Annotated in this window: 16 protein-coding genes and 1 pseudogene; 8 read left to right on the top strand and 9 right to left on the bottom strand. The window is 64.1% G+C overall.

Features of this window, described 5'->3' with window-relative positions; all coding sequences use genetic code 11:
* Positions 1-41 precede the first annotated feature (41 nt).
* The 3 genes from AC56PL_RS21330 to AC56PL_RS21340 are packed head-to-tail and all read right to left on the bottom strand — an operon-like array spanning position 42 to position 2,292.
* Entirely contained in the window at positions 42-830 is a 789-nt protein-coding gene (locus AC56PL_RS21330; RefSeq protein ID WP_495518097.1) for an SDR family NAD(P)-dependent oxidoreductase, read from the bottom strand.
* Positions 831-887: 57 nt separating this feature from the next.
* Positions 888-1,151, bottom strand: a complete 264-nt coding sequence (locus AC56PL_RS21335) for a hypothetical protein (RefSeq protein WP_495518096.1) — start codon at positions 1,149-1,151, stop codon at positions 888-890.
* Entirely contained in the window at positions 1,129-2,292 is a 1,164-nt protein-coding gene (locus AC56PL_RS21340; protein ID WP_495518095.1) for a Rieske 2Fe-2S domain-containing protein, read from the bottom strand. Before AC56PL_RS21340 ends, AC56PL_RS21335 begins: the two co-directional genes overlap by 23 nt.
* 184 nt (positions 2,293-2,476) lie before the next feature.
* Between AC56PL_RS21340 and hsaA the strand changes: the two genes are divergently transcribed.
* Positions 2,477-3,643, top strand: coding sequence for a 3-hydroxy-9,10-secoandrosta-1,3,5(10)-triene-9,17-dione monooxygenase oxygenase subunit (hsaA, locus tag AC56PL_RS21345; RefSeq protein WP_497155092.1), 1,167 nt, complete (start codon positions 2,477-2,479; stop codon positions 3,641-3,643).
* 11 nt (positions 3,644-3,654) lie between these two features.
* Here hsaA and AC56PL_RS21350 read toward each other — a convergent pair whose 3' ends face one another.
* Positions 3,655-5,193 carry an FAD-dependent oxidoreductase gene (locus AC56PL_RS21350; protein WP_495518093.1) on the bottom strand — a complete coding sequence of 513 codons (1,539 nt, stop codon included), beginning with the start codon at positions 5,191-5,193 and terminating at the stop codon, positions 3,655-3,657.
* Positions 5,194-5,355: 162 nt separating this feature from the next.
* Here AC56PL_RS21350 and AC56PL_RS21355 point away from each other — a divergent pair, with 162 nt between their 5' ends.
* The 6 genes from AC56PL_RS21355 to AC56PL_RS21380 all read left to right on the top strand — a co-directional run bounded on the left by AC56PL_RS21355 (position 5,356) and on the right by AC56PL_RS21380 (position 12,047).
* Positions 5,356-5,997: a TetR family transcriptional regulator gene (locus AC56PL_RS21355; RefSeq protein ID WP_495518092.1), complete on the top strand. Its 642-nt coding sequence runs from the start codon at positions 5,356-5,358 to the stop codon at positions 5,995-5,997.
* Positions 5,998-6,249: 252 nt separating this feature from the next.
* Positions 6,250-7,413 (top strand): steroid 3-ketoacyl-CoA thiolase, encoded by a 1,164-nt coding sequence (locus AC56PL_RS21360; protein ID WP_495518091.1) that lies wholly within the window; start codon positions 6,250-6,252, stop codon positions 7,411-7,413.
* Positions 7,414-7,486: 73 nt separating this feature from the next.
* Positions 7,487-9,688 (top strand): acyl-CoA dehydrogenase family protein, encoded by a 2,202-nt coding sequence (locus AC56PL_RS21365; RefSeq protein ID WP_497155093.1) that lies wholly within the window; start codon positions 7,487-7,489, stop codon positions 9,686-9,688.
* 22 nt (positions 9,689-9,710) lie between these two features.
* Positions 9,711-10,580, top strand: coding sequence for a MaoC/PaaZ C-terminal domain-containing protein (locus AC56PL_RS21370; protein WP_495518089.1), 870 nt, complete (start codon positions 9,711-9,713; stop codon positions 10,578-10,580).
* Positions 10,577-11,233: a PaaI family thioesterase gene (locus AC56PL_RS21375; RefSeq protein WP_497155094.1), complete on the top strand. Its 657-nt coding sequence runs from the start codon at positions 10,577-10,579 to the stop codon at positions 11,231-11,233. The genes AC56PL_RS21370 and AC56PL_RS21375 overlap by 4 nt, the downstream gene beginning before the upstream one ends.
* A gap of 25 nt (positions 11,234-11,258) precedes the next feature.
* Positions 11,259-12,047 (top strand): SDR family NAD(P)-dependent oxidoreductase, encoded by a 789-nt coding sequence (locus tag AC56PL_RS21380; protein WP_497155095.1) that lies wholly within the window; start codon positions 11,259-11,261, stop codon positions 12,045-12,047.
* On the opposite strand, the pseudogene AC56PL_RS21385 reads toward AC56PL_RS21380, so the two are convergent.
* The 4 genes and pseudogenes from AC56PL_RS21385 to AC56PL_RS21400 form a co-directional block, all read right to left on the bottom strand.
* Positions 12,044-13,030, bottom strand: a pseudogene (locus AC56PL_RS21385) (IS481 family transposase). The gene AC56PL_RS21380 and the pseudogene AC56PL_RS21385 sit on opposite strands and share 4 nt — an antisense overlap.
* Positions 13,030-14,205, bottom strand: a complete 1,176-nt coding sequence (gene cmx, locus AC56PL_RS21390) for a chloramphenicol efflux MFS transporter Cmx (protein ID WP_497155096.1) — start codon at positions 14,203-14,205, stop codon at positions 13,030-13,032. The pseudogene AC56PL_RS21385 and the gene cmx overlap by 1 nt, the downstream one beginning before the upstream one ends.
* A 21-nt stretch (positions 14,206-14,226) precedes the next feature.
* On the bottom strand, positions 14,227-14,292 hold the full coding sequence (locus AC56PL_RS21395) for a chloramphenicol resistance leader peptide (protein ID WP_497155306.1): 66 nt from the start codon (positions 14,290-14,292) through the stop codon (positions 14,227-14,229).
* 226 nt (positions 14,293-14,518) lie between these two features.
* On the bottom strand, positions 14,519-14,896 hold the full coding sequence (locus AC56PL_RS21400; protein WP_495518085.1) for an SdpI family protein: 378 nt from the start codon (positions 14,894-14,896) through the stop codon (positions 14,519-14,521).
* 347 nt (positions 14,897-15,243) lie between these two features.
* Between AC56PL_RS21400 and AC56PL_RS21405 the strand changes: the two genes are divergently transcribed.
* A complete protein-coding gene (locus AC56PL_RS21405; protein WP_497155097.1) occupies positions 15,244-16,455 on the top strand; it encodes an HNH endonuclease in 1,212 nt (403 codons plus the stop codon).
* Positions 16,456-16,596: 141 nt separating this feature from the next.
* Here AC56PL_RS21405 and casG read toward each other — a convergent pair whose 3' ends face one another.
* Positions 16,597-18,258: a steroid-24-oyl-CoA synthetase gene (gene casG / locus AC56PL_RS21410; RefSeq protein WP_495518083.1), complete on the bottom strand. Its 1,662-nt coding sequence runs from the start codon at positions 18,256-18,258 to the stop codon at positions 16,597-16,599.
* Positions 18,259-18,303: the final 45 nt, after the last annotated feature.

An 18,303-nucleotide genomic window follows, 5' to 3' on the forward strand; every position in this document is an offset into this window, starting at 1 on the left:
GACGAGCCGGGCAGGACCACGTGATGTACGGGCCAAAAGTGTCAGCGACCGAGCAGCTTACGCATGCTCTCGGCGGCTCCCTTGACAAGCTTGGCGCGAGGGAAGCCGTTGCGTTTCTGAGCGGCCTCGTAGTTGCCGCCTGCAACCCACAGGGGACCGTCGGTGAGGTGTTCGAGTCCTTCACGCGCAACATCTTCAGGCTCGGCGACGTTCATGCCGGGGATGTCGAAGTTGAGTCCGGCCCGAACCATGGCAGGGGTCCGGGTGACACCCAGGACGAGTTCGACCACGTGCACGCCGAACGGTTCGAGTTCGAGCCACAGACTCTCGGCGAAGATGCGGCCGAAGGCCTTCGAGGCAGCGTAGATGCTCTGATGTTCGGCACCCATGTAGCCCGACAGCGAACCCAGCAGCATGATGCCGCCGCGCCCACGGTCTTTCATCTTGGCGCCGAAATGATGCGACAGGGTCAGCTGCGAGGTGACGTTCAGGTCGATCACGCCCTGGAAGCCGGCCAGATCACCGGTGACGAACTCGTGGCCGTAGCTGTTGGCTCCGGCGTTGAAGATCAACAGCCCGACCTCGACGTCATCGGTTGCCGCACGGATCTGATCGAAGGCGTCGGGGGCCAGGAGATCGAGGGCCAGGGTACGGACCTCGACCCCATTGGAACGCGCGTGCTGAGCGGTTTCCTCGAGGGGACCGGGCTTCCGGGCGATCAGCACCAGATTGATACCCGCCTTGCTCAGTTCGTCGGCGAACGATGCGCCGACACCTTCGGAACCGCCGGCGATCACCGCCCACGGACCGTAATAGCTCTTGTCGATCAAGACATGCTCCTTCAAAATCTGCGTTGCCGGGCAAACTCTCGCGTCCCGGCGAATTGTTCAGTGCAACGAACCGAGTGGCCGAACCGGTGTGGTGTCGAGAATCGAAACCGAACCTGCGCGCGCGCCGGCTTCGATCGCCTCGGTCAGGAAGCGGCACCGTTCGCGCGGAGCGCCGGACCGGCGGGCTGCGCCGGTCTGTTCACCGGAGAAATCCCGGCATGCACTGCGGGCGGCGGGGTTCCACTGCACCGAGGTGTGTTCCCAACTGTTCTTTTCGACCAGGACCTCGGCTGCGCACTCAGTGCACTGCAACGGCTGCATCGGTGCCTGCTGCGTTTCGTTCGAGGTTTGCTGCCACTTCCTTCTTCCACGACTCGACCGCACGGGTCGTGTCGAGTTCGAACTCGAAGCGTTCGGTCATCTCGGGTGTCACGTCGGCGATATCGACGTAGAACTGGTCGTACCACCGGCGGAGCTGGTAGACGGGTCCGTCTTCTTCACAGAGCAACGGGTTCTCGATGCGCGTCTTGTTCTTCCAGATCTCGATGTCCTGCTCGAAACCCTTGGCGATGAAGACACCGAAGTTCTTGGCCATCTCGTCGGCGGCATCGCCCTCGAGGTGGCTCGACTTCTTGACGATCATGCCGTACTGCAACACGAACTTGTCGGCGCTGACCGGGTAGTGGCAGTTGATCAGGACCGACTCGACGTCGTGGTCCTCGTACTGGTACACCAGGTCATCGACCATGAAGGAGGGTCCGAAATATGTTGCCTCCGAGCGGCTTCCCAGCATGCGGGGCTGACCGGTGGCGTGCGGACGCATGTCCTCGCGGGCCTGGCCGCGCATGAACTGGCTGGCGACGTGACCCTCGAAGACGTTCTTGAAGAACGTCGGGAACGAGTAGTGCACGTAGAAGAAGTGCGCCATGTCGACGATGTTGTCGACGACCTCGCGGCAGTTGGTGTCGACCTCGATCCGGTACCAGACCCAGTCCGACCACTCGTCGCTGAGCGCACCCTCGATGCGGGGGATGGTGACATCAGCGGGCGGGGGATTGCCCTCGGGATCGTGCCAGACGAACAGCATGCCGTCCTGGTCGAGCACCTTCCACGACCGTGTCTTCGCCACGGGAGGGACCCGGCGCGCGTACGGGATGTTCTTGCAGCGGCCGTTGGCGCCCCAACGCCAATCGTGGAACGGGCAGGCCACCTCGTCACCCTTGATAGTGCCCTGGCTCAGGTCACCGCCCATGTGGCGGCAGAACGCGTCGAGGATCGCCAGCTCACCGTCGCTGTTGGCGAACACCACCAGCTTGGTGTCGAAAGCGTGGACCGGATGCGGCTTGCCGTCCCGGAAAGAATCGGAGAGGCCGAGGCAGTGCCAGCCTCGGGCGAAACGTGCGGGCGGGGTCCCGGTCTCGATTTCGCGGATCTCGACTGATTCGGACTGCGGTGTGGTCACGATGCGTCCGTCCTTTCCATGGAGAGTGTGGCTGCAGATCTGCTGTCCAGAACGCTAGGTGATCGCGCACACATCCAAAGGTCATGTCCCACTAACCGAGACCTACCGCGCCGACCGTTCGGTGGACGACACCGGCCTACCATCACCAGAACGGCCCGCAACGCACTGATGGAGTTTTTTGACGATGACCAACGAGGTTCTGCATACAGTTCGTAACTTGCTGCCCACGATCGCCGATCGGGCGCGTGAGGTCGACGAATCGCGACATGTGCCGGCCGAGGTGATCGCCGACCTGCAGCAGGCCGGAGTGTTGAAGATGTTGCAACCCAAACGCTATGGCGGGGCAGAAGGTGATCCCGTCGAGTTCTACGAGGTCGTCCGAGCCATCGCGGGGGCCTGCGGATCCACCGGATGGGTGGCGTCGGTGCTGGGGGTTCATCCGTGGCACCTGGCGCTGTTCGATCAGCGGGCCCAGGACGACGTGTGGGGCGAGAACCAATCGGAGCTGCTGTCGTCGGCCTATGCGCCGGTGGGCAAACTCGCGCCGGTCGACGGTGGATTCGAACTCACCGGGAATTGGAGGTTCTCCTCTGGCTGTGAACACGCATCGTGGGCGCTGCTCGGTGCGCTGGTGTTCGGAGCCGAGGGCAGGCCGGTCGATTTCATGACCGTGCTGGTGCCGCGGAGCGACTACACCATCCAGGACGTGTGGGACGTGGTCGGGATGCGCGGTACGGCCAGCAACGAGATCACCGTCACGAAGGCGTTTGTGCCCGAACACCGCACCATCAGGAACTATGAGACCGCTCAGCTTCGCGGTCGCGGGCAGAAGATCAACACCGGGCCGCTGTACCGACTGCCTTTTGCGACGATCTTCACCTCCGCCGTCGCAGCACCGATCGTGGGTGTGGTGGCCGGATGTCATGAGTCATATCTGACGACGATGCGTGAGCGGGTGCGGCTCAGCCTCGGTGGTGGCCGGTTCGCCGAGGATCAGTCCGCACAGGTGGCCGTGGCCCGGGCGGCGTCGGAGATCGATGCCGCGATCCTGCAGATGGATCGCAACGTCCGGGATATGTGGAATCTGGCCCGGGCCGGCGAAGATCTGCCGATGTGGATGCGGTTGCGGGCCCGCCGGGATCAGGTCCGGGCCGCGGAACGGTCAGTCGAAGCCATCGACCTGTTGTTCAAGACGGCCGGCGGCAACTCTCTGACCCGGGGAAATCCGATCGAACGGGCGTGGCGTGATGCCCACGCGGGCAGTGTTCACGTCGCGAACGAACCCGAACGCGCCCTGGCCTTGTACGGCCGGGGAGCGTTCGGGTTGACGGTCGAGGACAACCTCGTCTGACCCCTGGGGAGTCAGCCCATCATGTGCTGGACGGCGCGGTAGGAGAACGCCATCGCGGTCCCCAGCGGCACCCCGGGACCCGGGTAGAACTTGCCGCTGAGCGACGCGCTCGTGTTGCCTGCCGCGTAGAGACCATCGATCACGGTGTCGTCTTTGCGCAGCACCCGGGCGTCGACGTCGGTGCGGACACCACCCTTGGTGCCCAGATCGCTGAGGATGATGCGGGCCGCGTAGTACGGACCGGTGGTGACCGGTCGCAGTGCGGCGTTCGGTCGGTCGTCGCTCGGGCGGCAGAAGAATGCGTCGTAAGGGTCTTCGCCGCGGTGGAAATCGTCGTCGATTCCGCGCTTGGCTGCGTCGTTGAATCCGTCAACGGTGTGTCGCAGCGCCTCGGCGGGCACGCCGATCTTCTCGGCGAGTTCCTCGATGGAGTCCGCACGCACCCACGTTCCGGCGTCGAGATGTTCTTGCGCCGAGACCTCGGGGATCACGATCGCGGGCAGGACCGGGCCGCCTTCGACCGAGTCGAAGACCAGGTACGACGGAATGGCGGAGTCGGCACCGCGAGCGATCATCGCCCGGCCGAACTGGTCGTAGGGCAGCGACTCGTTGAGGTACCGGTTGCCGGACGAGTCGACCAGGAGGCCGCCGCGGACACCAACCATGAACGCGCCGGAACCATCGGGCAACTCGACACCCGGGCACCACCAGGCCTCGTCGAGCAGCGCGGTGTCCGCGCCGATCTCGACTGCTGCGCGGATCAGGTCGCCGGTGTTGGCACCCTTCGGGCCCATGCTCCAGTCCGCGCGGCCGGGAGTGTGGTTCACCGAGCGCAGTTCGGTGCTGCCCTCGATACCGCCCGCAGCCAGCAGAACACCACGCTTGGCGTGGATGCGCAGGATCTCGCCGTCGGCTGTCACGGCCTCGACACCCACGACCCGGTCACCCTCGGTCAGGATCCACCGAGCGGACGTATTGGTGCGCAGATCCGCGTGGCCGGTGCCCTGCAACGCCAGCAGCAGGCGGCCGATGAGGGCGCGTCCGGCGATGAGGGTCGTGTCCGGATGCTTCTGTCCGGCGCGGTCGATGTGCGGTTCGGGCCGGACCAGTTCGCGAAGGTCGCCGATCTCGTCGCTGGGCAGGGCGACGGGATTGATCGAGCGGCCCGTATCCATCCGTCCCGGTGCCTTGTAGTAGTCGGGAAATGCCTGGTAAACGAACTCGATGTGCGGATCACGTTCGAGGAACTCGACCACCGCCGGGGCGGTCGTCACGTATGCCTCTTGGCGGTCGATTTCGTTGTCACCGACAACGGCCCGCAGATAGGTTCGCGCCTTTTCCGTCGAATCATCGAGGCCGGCGCGTTCCTGCGCGGCGGTCCCTGGCAACCAGATCGACGCACCCGAATACGACGACGTACCGCCGAACAGACCGGTCTTTTCCAACACGATGGTGTCCAAGCCATTGGCTGCCGCTGTATACGCGCCGGTCAGGGCGCCACCGCCAGATCCCACAACTAGCACGTCGCATTGAATGGTCCAGTCCTGCATCGTCATTCCTCCATCTGGTCGAGTCGGAGTCCCACGCAAGCGCATTCCGGCTTTGGACACGCCGGATATCCCACTGAGTGGGCAGAATACGATCGTTTCCTAGGCTGGTGAGACAGTCAGATATCCAGATCGCAGGACAGCGCATGAACAGGAGGTTGGACGGTGCCCAGAATCGCCGAGGCGCGAGACGCTGCGGAACCCAGTTCCGACCATCAGCGGGCCCGCCATGTCCGGATACTCGAGGCCGCAGCGGAGTTGGCGAACGAGAAAGAGTTCGCGCGGGTCCAGATGCAGGAAGTGGCCAGACGCGCGGGCGTGGCGATCGGTACGTTGTACCGGTATTTCCCCTCGAAAACGCACCTTTTCGTGGCCGTCATGGTCGAGCAGATCGAGCAGATCAACGAGAATCTGGAGCAGCGGCCCCCGGCGGCGAACGGCGGCAAGGACGCCATCTACGAGGTACTCGTCCGGGCGACGCGGGGTCTTCTTCGCAGGCCGGCGCTGTCGACGGCGATCATCCAATCGAGCAGCACCGCCAACGCGGCGACAGTGCCCGACGCGGGCAAAGTCGACCGTCTGTTCCACGAGATCGTGATGTCGGCGGCCGGGATCGAGGATCCCACCGAGGACGACCACACCGCCGTCCGGCTGTTGATGCAGCTGTGGCTGGGAGTGATCCAGTCGTGCCTGAACGGACGCATCTCCATCCCCGACGCGGAATCAGATATCCGCTCCGCGTGTGACCTCCTGTTGGCGCGGATGTCACCCAGCGATCAGGCGCGGATGTCGCACAATCATTTCTGACTGAAATACGTTCTCTTCGCTGGCCCTGCGATTTCTGTCGAGCGTGCCGAAACGGCCGTCGACTGGACCCAGAAAAGCCCCTGAGCGTGTCCAAATTGCGGTTATGCGTGTGGAAGTCGTCGACCGTACGGTCTGATTCTTTCTGATACACCGAAACCCGCTGCGGAACATTGCTCGGCGTCAATAAATAGAATACATTCTAAAAATACCCCCTGGGCGCCTGAACTTCTCGCGCCATTCGAAGGAGCGAACATGAACAATGTCGTCATCGTGGAAGCAGCGCGCACACCGATCGGTCGTCGCCGCGGAGCATTGTCCGGCCTGCACCCGGCCGTCTTGCTGGGTGCTGCCCAGCAGGCCGTGCTCGACCGCACGGGTCTGCCGGCATCCGACGTCGGACAGCTGGTCGGTGGCTGTGTCACCCAGGCAGGCGAGCAGTCCAACAACGTCACGCGGCAGGCCTGGCTGCATGCCGGACTGCCCTACACCACGGCCGCGACCACGATCGACTGCGCATGTAGCTCCTCGCAGCAGGCCGTGCACATGGTTGCCGGCCTGATCGCGTCCGGCCAGATCGACGCCGGCATCGGTTGTGGCGTCGAGGTGATGAGCCGGGTGTTCCTCGGTCAGGCCAACGCCCCCGGTACCGGGAATCCGTATCCGGATGACTGGACCATCGACATGCGTGATCAGTTCACCTCGGCCGAACGCATCGCAGAGCGTCGCGGCATCAAGCGTGGCGACGTCGACGCGCTTGGTCTGCAATCGCAGCTCCGCGCGGCTGCGGCCTGGGCCGAGGGTCGTTTCGACCGCGAGATCGTGCCCGTGCAGGCACCCGTTGTCGACAAGGAAGGCACGCCCAGTGGCGAGATCGCCACGGTGACGCGCGACGGCGGCCTGCGCGACACCACGGCCGAAGGGTTGGCCGCGCTGAAGCCGGTCATCGAGGACGGCATGCACACCGCAGGCAACTCATCGCAGGTCAGCGACGGCGCCGCCGCGGTGTTGCTGATGAGCGAGGAGAAGGCGGCTCAGGCAGGCCTGCGTCCCCGCGCGCGCATCGTCTCATCGGCGATGGTCGGCTCCGACCCGTACTACCACCTCGACGGACCGGTCGACTCGACCCGGATGGTGCTCGAGCGCAGCGGAATGTCGTTGGGCGACATCGACATCGTCGAGATCAATGAGGCATTCGCCTCTGTTGTCCTTTCGTGGGCGCAGGTCTACGAGGCCGACATGTCGAAGGTCAACGTCAACGGTGGAGCCATCGCGCTCGGCCACCCGGTCGGCTCGACCGGATCGCGACTGATCACCACCGCGCTGCACGAACTCGAACGCAGCGACAAGTCGACCGCGCTGATCACGATGTGCGCCGGCGGTGCGTTGTCGACCGCGACCATCATCGAACGCATCTGACACCCCGTCCGAAACCACGAGTCCGACAGCGGCCTGAACAACAGCGGCCTGAACAACATGGGAATTGAACGACATGGGAATTGAACTCACTGACGACGACCGCGAACTGCGCGATTCCGTGCGGGGATGGGCCGCGCGCCACGCGACCCCGACCGTGATCCGGGATGCGGTGGAAGCCAAAACCGAACTGCGCCCGAGCTATTGGTCGTCGTTGGCCGAACTCGGCATGCTCGGACTTCACCTGCCTGAGGAATTCGGTGGTGCCGGTGTCGGACTGGTCGAGCTCGCCATCGTCACCGAGGAACTCGGGCGCTCGATGGTGCCCGGACCGTTCCTGCCGACCGCTGTCGTCTCGACGGTTCTGCACGAGGCCGGCCGGACCGCCGAACTCGCCGGGCTCGCCGACGGCTCGCTGTTCGGAGCGGTTGCGCTGCAACCCGGTTCGCTGCGGTTGACACGTGACAACGGCACGGTGACGTTGTCCGGGACTTCCAGTCACATCCTCGGGGGCCAGGTGGGTGACCTGTTCCTGCTGGCCGTCGAGGACAACGGTGCCCTCGCCTATGTCGTGGTATCCCGCGAGCGTCTCGACCTCACCGACCTGCCGGGCCACGATCTCGTTCGGCGCAACGCCGAGGCCACGGTCGACGGCCTCGAGTTGTCCGACGCGGATGTCCTCGGACTGAATTCGCAGCGGGTCCTCGACATCGCGGCCACGCTGTTCTCCGCCGAAGCCGCTGGTCTGGCCGACTGGGCCACCACCACCGCGGCCGAATATGCCCGTGTCCGGCAGCAATTCGGCCGGGTCATCGGCCAGTTCCAGGGTGTCAAGCATAAGGCCGCGCGCATGCTCGGGCTGACCGAACAGGCGCGGGTGACGGCCTGGGACGCCGCGCGCGCGATGGGACCGGACACCGATCTTGTCGAGGCTTCCCTGGCCGCGGCTGTCGCCGGCTCGGTTGCGCCTGAGGTCGCGTTCACCGTCACCAAGGACTGCATCCAGATTCTCGGTGGTATCGGCTACACGTGGGAACACGACGCACATCTGTATCTGCGTCGCGCGCAGACGCTTCGAATCATGCTGGGTTCGACTGCCACCTGGCGTCGTCGGGTCGCCGCCCTCACCATCGATGGTGCGCGTCGTGTCCTTGGCATCGACCTCCCGCCGGAGGCCGAACAGATTCGCGCCGAGATCCGGGCCGAACTCGCCGGTGCGGTAGCGCTCGACGATGCCGAACGCAAGGCGTTCTTGGCGGACAACGGTTATACGGCACCACATCTGGCCGCCCCGTGGGGCAAGGGTGCCGATGCCATCACCCAGTTGGTCATCGCCGACGAACTGCGGGCCGCCGAGCTCGAGCCGCACGACATGATCATCGGCAACTGGGTGGTTCCCACCTTGATCGCCCACGGCAGTGACGAGCAACTGCAGCGGTTCCTTCCGCCGTCACTCCGCGGCGACATCGTCTGGTGCCAGCTGTTCTCCGAACCCGGTGCGGGGTCGGATCTGGCCGGACTGAGCACCAAGGCCACCAAGGTCGACGGTGGCTGGAAGCTGCAGGGCCAGAAGGTGTGGACCTCGATGGCTCGCGATGCGCACTGGGGCATCTGCCTGGCACGCACCGACGGTGACGTCGCCAAACACAAAGGCCTGTCGTACTTCCTGATCGACATCAGGAACAGTGAAGGCCTCGATATCCGGCCGCTGCGGGAGATCACCGGCGAATCACTGTTCAACGAGGTCTTTTTCGACGACGTGTTCGTGCCCGATGAGTTCCTGGTCGGGCAGCCCGGTGACGGGTGGAAGCTGGCCCGCACCACCCTGGCCAACGAACGTGTCTCCCTGTCCAACGACTCGTCACTGGGCTCCGGTGGCGAAGCGCTGCTCGATCTGGCGGCAACGGTGCCCGGTGGCCTCGACGCCGAGCAGATGACCGTCCTGGGAAAGGTGTTGTGCGACGCGCAGACCGGTGGGTTGATGGGCTTGCGGACCACGCTGCGGTCGCTCACCGGCGGTCAACCGGGCGCCGAGTCGTCGATCGCAAAGCTGCTCGGTGTCGAGCACATCCAGCAGGTGTGGGAGGTCGCGATGGAGTGGTCCGGCCCGTCCTCGCTCCTGGGTGAGCAGGATCGGTGGTCACACACCCAGCAGTTCCTCAACTCCCAGTGCCTCTCGATCGCCGGCGGTACCACCAATGTCCAGCTGAACATCATCGGTGAGCGGATCCTGGGCCTGCCCCGCGACCCGGAACCGGTGAAGTCGGCGCGGGCATGACCACTACGAAGGAGTCCTAGCCGTGGGTATCGACCTGAACGTGGCATTGTCCGCCGAGCCGACCGTCCGCGACGTGTCCTGGACCGAGCGAGACGTCCTGCTTTATCACCTGGGCCTCGGTGCGGGTGTGAACAATCTGGATCCGGCCGAGTTGGCCTGGGCGTACGAAAAGAAGCTGCGGGTGGTCCCGACCTTCGCAATGGTTGCCGGACAGGGTATTTCGGCCGGTGCGATCGCAGCGCCGGGGATGAACCTGCCGGGCATCGACATCGACCTGCGCAAGATCCTGCACGGCGGACAGTCGCTGCAACTGCATGCACCCATCCCGGTGTCCGGTACCGCGCAGATCGCATCGCGCGTTTCCGATGTGTGGGACAAGGGCAAGGCGGCGGTGATCGTCCTCGAACAGGCGGCCACCGATGTCGACGGGAATCCGCTGTGGACCAGTTCGATGCAGATCTGGGCCCGCGGCGAAGGCGGATTCGGGGGACCGGCCGGTCCTGATGCGGTGACAGTGATCCCGGATCGGGAGCCGGACAAGGTCCTCGTTTCCCCGACCACCGCGCAGCAGGCGTTGGTGTACCGGCTCAGTGGCGACATGAATCCGTTGCATGCCGATCCGGCGTTTGCGAAGATGGCCGGTTTCGAACAACCGATCCTGCACGGACTGGCGTCGTACGGCGTCGTCTGCAAGGCCGTGATCGATGGTGTCCTCGACGGTGATCCCGCAGTGGTGCAGTCCTATTCGGTGCGATTCGCCGGATCGCTGTGCCCGGGGGAGACCATCGAGACCTCCGTCTGGCGCGAAGACAACCAGTTGATCTTGCAGGCCGTCTGCGTTGAACGCGATCAGCAGCCGATCCTCACCCACGCCACGATGGAGATTCGATGACCCTGGATTCAAACGAGCATCCGACTGTCGGGAACGCGCCGGATGGCATCGTCCTCACATCCATGCCGGGCGAGGAGCCTGTGGATCGGGCCACCGCTGCGGCGCGGCGCGTGGTGGACGCGCTGCTGCGTACCGATCGGACAAACGCCAATCTCGACCGCGTCACCGAGGAATTGAACAGCATTGCCGAGCACCTCGAAGAACACGCACCCGAGGTCGCCGTCCGGCTGATCGACATGTGGCGTGGAGAGGGTGTCACCGGCCACGACCCGGTCACCGGCCCCAAGAACGCCATCGCACCACCGCTGACGTTGGTCGGCCGAGGTGAAGGCCATGTCGAGGGTGTCGTGAGTTTGACGTTCCCCTACCAGGGCCCACCCGGCCATGTCCACGGTGGCGTGTCGGCGATGTTGCTCGATCACACACTCGGTGTGGCCAACGCCTGGGCCGGTCGCAGTGGTGCCACCGCACAACTCAATGTGCGGTATCACGCGCCGACACCGTTGTTCGAGCCGCTGACCATACGCGGACAATTGATGACGGAAGACGGCAAGAAGATCACCACCGTTGGCGACATCCGCACCGCGGACGGAACGGTCTGTGTCTCGGTTGAGGCATTGTTCATCGACAAGACGGTGCCCCGCCCGCGCTAGGCGGGAACCGGGCGAAGGAGACTTCATGGCCAAGTTGGACGGCAGGGTGGCTGTGGTCACCGGAGCCGGTATGGGTATCGGTCGAGGCATGGCCGGGGCGTTTGCCCGCGAGGGCGCCTCGGTTGTCGTCGCCGAGATCGACACTGCTGCAGGCGAACAGACCGCCGCATGGTTGCGCGACGAGTGGGGTGTTGCCGCGGAGTTCGTCCGCACCGACGTCACCGACAAGGCTCAGGTCCTGGCCATGGTGGACGTGGCGGTGGAGCGTTTCGGCAGGCTCGACATCTTGGTCAACAACGCCTGGCGTGGCTCCGGCTATGCGCGCCTGGAGAACATGACCGATGAGCAGCTGCGTGGCGGTTTCGACATGGCGGTGATGGCGGCGTTCTGGGCGATGCAAAGGGCCCTGCCGGAATTGCAGAAGCACGGCACCGGACGCGTCATCAACCTGTGCTCGCTCAACGGTGTCAACGCGCACATGTACTCGGTGCAGTACAACGCTGCCAAAGAGGCCCTGCGCAGCCTGACCCGGACCGCGGCCCGGGAGTGGGCGCCACATCAGGTGTGCTGCAACGTGATCTGTCCCGGCGCACAGAGCGAGGCCTACAAGCGGGTGGTCGAGGCCAACCCCCAGATGGCCGCAGGCATGGCTGCGGAGAATCCGATGGGCCGGATCGGTGATCCGCTCGACGACATCGGTCCCGTTGCTGTCTTCCTGGCGAGCGACGACAGCCGGTATCTGACCGGCAACACCCTCTTCGTCGACGGTGGTGCCCACATCAACGGCGTCCAATGGGCGCCTGCTGTCGACTAGGTGTGATGTCCAGGGACGTTGTTGAGTCGGTCGAAGGGTGCGCCGCCAACCGCAGAGTGGTGTCGGTGGTGGTTGTAGACGTGGAGCCAGCCGGGCAGTGCCAGGCGTCGTTCGGCTTCTGAACCGTAAAACCTGGGATAGGCCCATCCGTCCCCGAGCGTGCGGTGGAATCGCTCGATCTTCCCGTTCGTCTGCGGCCGGTAGGGCGTGTCCGCTTGTGTCGGATGCCGAGCCGAGCGCAGAAGTCCCTCCATACGTGGGATCTGTAGGCCGACCCGTTGTCGGATAGGACTCGCTCGACGGTCACGCCTCGTTCGGCGAACCAGGCCACGGCGCGTTCGAGAACTCCCACCGCGGTGCTCGCCTGCTCGTCCGACCAGATTTCTGCGTACGCGACGCGGGAGTGGTCGTCGATGACTGTGTGAACGAACGCCGTTCCGGTGCGCGGCTTGTGGTCTTTTCCTCGTGGTAATCCCGGAGTCGCGAGCTTGTTCCGTGCGCCTTGCTGCCGACCTACGTAACGATGTCCACTGCCGTCGGGGATGTTGTCGAACTTCGTGACATCGACATGAATCAACGATCCCGGATAAGGATGCTCATATCGCCGCAAGGGCTCGCCAGTGACACGATCGATATGCGAGAGGCGGTTCACGCGGCAACGGACGAGGACCGCGTGAACAGTGGACGTCGAGAGACCAAGTCGCGCAGCGATCTGGGCCGGCCCCTGTCGAAGCCGCCAGCGCAGGTGATGATCTTCTTCTTGACATGCTCGGGCGTCCTGCTTGGGATCCGGTGCGGCTTGCTGGAGCGATCCTGCATCCCAAACTCGCCTTCTTCCCTGTAGCGACCGGCCCATTTCCGGGCAGTGATCGGGGAGACCATGAACATCTTGCGGCGATCGTGGCCGGATAGCCGTCTTCGACAATCAGACGAGCTAACCGGAGACGGGTACGAGGAGTGAGAAGCGCGTTCGGATGAGTCATCAATTGGTCTCCGCCGCGGTCTTCGTGAGCGCGCGCCCTGTGAGAAGCATGATGACGAGAGCGATCGCTGTCAGCACCGAGGCGACCCAAACCGGCGCGAGCAACCCCAGCCCGGTCGCGAGTCCGAAGGCACCAAGCACCGGCCCCGCGGCAGCTCCGATGTTCAGCGCCGCAGTGGCGTACGAACCGCCCATCGTTGGCGCACCCGACGCTGCATACAGCACCCGCGTGATCAGAGTGCTGCCGACGCCGAACGACAGGAAGCCCTGAATGAGGACGAGGACGATAAACGCAACGGGATGGGATGCGACCACTGCCAACACGATCCAGCCTGTCAGCAGTAGCGGTCCGCCGACTGCGAGCACGAGGCCAGGTCGTTGATCTGATAGGCGTCCTGCGATTGTGACGCCAAGGAATGATCCGATGCCGAACATCACCAGCGCGACGGACACCCACCCATCAGTCAAGCCCGCGGTCTTGGTCACGATGGGTGCCAGGAAGGTGAATGCCGCAAAGGTCCCTCCGTTGATCAGCGCTCCGAGTGCCATGGCCAAGATGAGCCGCGGCGTCGCCAACTGGCTGAGCTCGGCACGGAGCCTTGGTGAGGTCGCGCTAGTCGCGCTCCGACCAACGTTGTTCGTGACTCCACGAATGACTCCAACGGCCGCGGGAATACAGAGGATGGCGATCGCCCAGAACGTCGTCCGCCAGCCCAGCGCTGTGCCGAGCAGTGCCCCGGAGGGGACGCCCACTACGGTTGCGATCGTCGTGCCGGAGAGCAGGATCGACAGTGCACGTCCCTTCTGGTTCGCTGGCACGAGGGTAGTGGCCGTGCTCAGTGCTACGGCGAGGAATCCTGCGTTTGCGAGAGCGCTGAGCACCCGGGTGACGAGCAGGAGAGAGAACACGGGTGTCATCGCTCCGATGACGTGGCTTCCCGCGAACACGAGAAGGCAGACGATCAATGTGGGCCGCGGTGGCCAACGGCGAGCGAATGCCGCCATAACTGGCGCGCCGATGACCATACCGACCGCGAATGCGGAGGTCAGCAGGCCCGCAGTGCCGACCGAGACGTCAAGTTCGGTCGCGATCGCGGGGAGCAATCCCGCGAGCATGAATTCTGAAGTGCCCATGACGAAGACCGCCAGGGCAAGCGTGTAGAGAGCAAAAGGCATCGAGTACTCCGAGGTGTGAGATCAAGAAATTGTTCTTCTTGTCACCACGGCCAGCGCCCCGGGTACGCCAGAGATACACCCACACAGATCGTGGGCGTCGTAACTAGTGGTTCAAGGGGCTGGCGGTGTGACCAACAACCCCTGACCTGTCTGATTCGGGACTCGACATGCCCCAAAATCTACACGCCTTCAATGGTGAGCGGTCTGGACAGATACGTCTTGAATCGGCACGGTGTCATTTCGCGCGGGGCAGAACAACGTCCATGGAAATCACTACTAGGGCACGTCTGGCAATTGTCCTTTCACGCGGTTGCTACATGCACGAACGCAGCGATTTCGCCGCGTTGTTGCCCTTCAACGCTGCGTACAGCAGGACGACGAGCACTACCAGAAACACGGCGAGTGCAGCGACAGCTGACACCACGGACCCGAAACCTGTCACGACACCGATCGCGACCTGCATGCATAATCCTGCAACGGCTGTCCACACAGTCCGGCGCAGAAGCGGCCGCGCTATCTGATGGGCCAACTGCCACGCTTCGGGGCTCGCCATGGTGGCCTTCGTGCGTATGCCCATAACGGGATTCGGTTCATTGCCGACGAGCCGCGGCATGAGTCCGGCAACGAACGCGACGATAAGCGTCGACGACGTCAGCGATGCCGTCAGACCCAGCAAGTCAGATGAAGCCACCGCCCAGACCCCTTCGTCAGATTGTTGACACCAACGCAGTGTCCCGGGTGGGTTCCCGATGGGACACGCGTGACTGTATGCGAATCGATGCCTATGGCGGCCGTCCGGGGTGGTTCCTGCACCCCTCGACAGTTCGGCCCTTCATCGGGGAAGACACGAGATATTTTGTCTGGCTATCGAAATATATTGTGCCAGAACGGTATTGATTCTCGAATCCATTGCGAACATCTGTTCGAGCAGGTAGTCTGGAGTCAGTCGCCCACAAGCATCACGTATCTGACGCCTTCCCCGCAGAGACACTCCGGTCGACGCCCCCGGTTTGCTCTCTCCTTGGAAGGTGCTGTGCTATGCGACTTCTCGAGATGGTCGACGATCTGGTCGACCTGGTCATACCCGATGATCCAACTGCCACGTTGGGCATGGCGAAGGATCTGATCACCCTACGCAACGCCACCGAGCATCAGCTCGCGGTGTGCGCCGCGGTGATCGACGAGTCGGGTATCGCCCGTAAGGAGGGGTCTACCACGTCAAAGTTGTTGCAGGCCAATGGTTCGGCACCAGCATCGGCGTATCGGTGGTTGCGCATCGGACCGGGCCTCGCAGGCCTGGATCGTACCGCCGGCTATTCACGGGACGGGTTCCTGTCCTCCGAACACGTCGACGCGGTGGTCAAGGGCGTCGCGCATGTCGTCGGGCGGTCCGAGGATCCGATCACCGCTGAGCAACAGATCAAGTTCGAACGGAAATTGTTGAACCACGCCATCTCCGGAGCGCCACCCGCAGAGATCAGCGCGGCAGCCCGAGCGCTGGGGAACGAGGTGGCGAAAGACACGGGTGGTCCGCCGCCGGCGGAGGACCGGTCGCTGAACAGTCTCGAATACAAAGTTCACGAGGGCCGCTGTGTCGGCACATTCGATCTTGATGCGGTGATCGGGGAAAAGCTGTTCTCCGCGTTGGACTTCTGGTCAAGGGCGCGTCCTGAACCCGATGGCTCCGATGATCCGCGTTCTCCGACCCAGCGCCGCGCTGATGCGTTACATCAACTGTTGGATTGCGGCGGCGGCGGTCAAACGCTGGTGTCGGCGCCGCGAACCGAGGTAATGGTGACCGTTCCCGCCGATCATCCCGAGGCTGCCACGCTGCCGTGGATGGGTCCGGTCACCGAGGCGACCGCTGCGATGTTGGCCTGTGATTCGTCGATCACCTCGATCACCCTCGACGGGCAGGACGTACCGATCGATCTGAGACCGCCGAAACGATTGTTCACCGGCCTGGTCCGTAAGGCGATCATCATCCGCGATTCCTGCTGTGTGAAGTGCGGGGGGCATGCCAGCTGGTCGGACTGCCACCACATCGTGCACTTCGTCGACGGCGGCCCGACCACGTTGGAGAACGGTTGTCTGTTGTGCCGCACCTGCCATATGGCGGTTCACAACACTGATTGGGACGTGATGATGGGCTCCGACGGACATCCGTGGCTGATCCCACCGGCCGACGTCGACCCGCAGCGAAAACCTTTACCGGCCTACAACCGGCGAACCCTCACCCTCGCCGCCTGATTGAACCAACTCGCCACCACAGCGCACCCGAGATCAAGTCGGGACCGCGCACGCACCTTTGACAACTTCACAGTGTGATCGACCGTGGGTCGGCGCCCGGACATGCCAGGCGTCGACGCCACGGTGGCCGGTCTTGGTTCGTCAGACCGTGATCGAGCGGCGCATCATCTTGCCGGTCGCGTTGCGGGGCAACGGGTGCTCGGTGATCCGCCACTGCGTCGGGACCTTGTAGTACGAGAGTCGCTCGGTCGCGAAGGCGCGGAGTTCGTCTTCGGTCACTGATGATCCGGGCCGGGTGACGATGACGGCAGCAACTTCCTGACCGAGGTCGGGGTGCGGCACGCCGACCACGGCACATTCGGCCACATCCGGATGCTCGTCGAGACACTGCTCGATCTCGGTGGGGTAGACGTTCTCGCCACCGCGCAGGATCAGATCCGAGCGTCGTCCGGTGAGCTGCAATCGTCCGCCGTCCACGCGGCCGAAGTCGCCGGTTCGCAACCATCGTCCGGGCGCGATCGCGGCTGCGGTGGCGGCCTCGTCCTCCCAGTAACCGATCATCACGAACGGGCTGCGCACGCAGATCTCACCCTCGGTGCCTTCGGGGAGCGGTTCACCGAACGGATCGCGGATCTCCAGGCTGACGGTGACGACGGGACGGCCCAGTGTGCCGGGGAACTGCTCGATGTCCGCAGGGGTCGCCAGGGCGATGGCCGTGCTGCATTCGGTGAGACCGTAGCTGTCGACCAGAGCGTTACGCGCGAACGCGAACTTGGCCTGCAGTTTCTCCTTGAACGCAACGGAGGAGGGTGCAGAGGCCAGCGCGAAGGACTTCAGAGACGACAAGTCGTACTTCTCGACGTTGTCGTGCTCGAGGAGCCGGGTGGCCATGGTCGGCACCGCGCCCCAGTTGGTGACCCGTTCCCGCTCTATGAGACCCAGGATGGTGTCGGCGTCGAACGCGCCCTGGTTCATGATCACCGCGCCGCCGGTTGCCAGACGCGGCACCACCAGATTGTGCAGGCTCGCGATATGGAACAGCGGCGAGGTCAGCAGATGGCGTGCCGGGCTTGGCGCGGTGGGATCGTAAGTCTGGCCGCTGAGTTCGGCCATGAATGCGTCACCGTAACGCTGGTAGTCGACCACCGCCAGCAGATTGCGCTGTGAGTGCAATGCACCCTTGGGGCGACCACTGGTGCCGCTTGTGTAGAGGATGACTGACGGGTCGTCTTCATCGACATCCGGGAGTGGCAGATCGGCGCCGTCGTATTCGGCGATGAGTGCGGGAAGGTCTTCTTCCATGGTCAACACGGTGACCGTGCTGGGGACCTCGGGGAGTGAGGCGGCGCGCTTCGCGTCGACCACGAGGACTGTGGGCCGACTGTGCTCGAGGCCGTAGGTGACCTCACGCGGCACCCACCAGCCGTTGAGGCCGACGGTGATCGCACCCAGAGCCTGGGTGGCCCAGAACGTCATGACCCACTCGGGGGTGTTGGCGGCGAGGATGCCCACACGATCGCCCTTGCCGACCCCGTATTTGTCGCGCAGAGCCGTGGCAAGCGCAGCGACGGACCGAGCATGCTCGGCGTACGAGATGCGGCGGTCAGTGGTGACGAGATAGTCGGCATCGCCCCAGTTCAGGGAGTTCGGAAGGTGCTCGGCCACAGCGCGCAGGCGATTCTTCATCACCTGCATGGATGCACCGAGTACATCCTCTTCGACCAATTCGAACGGTCCGCCGGGGCCGGTCAGGCGGGTCATCACCGCAGCGATGTGTAACTGCGGATCGGTGGAGGCAGACATCAAAAGCCTTTCGTTACGTACTGCGATGTACACCACAAAATCTCA

This window comes from Williamsia sp. Y721, from assembly GCF_059683565.1.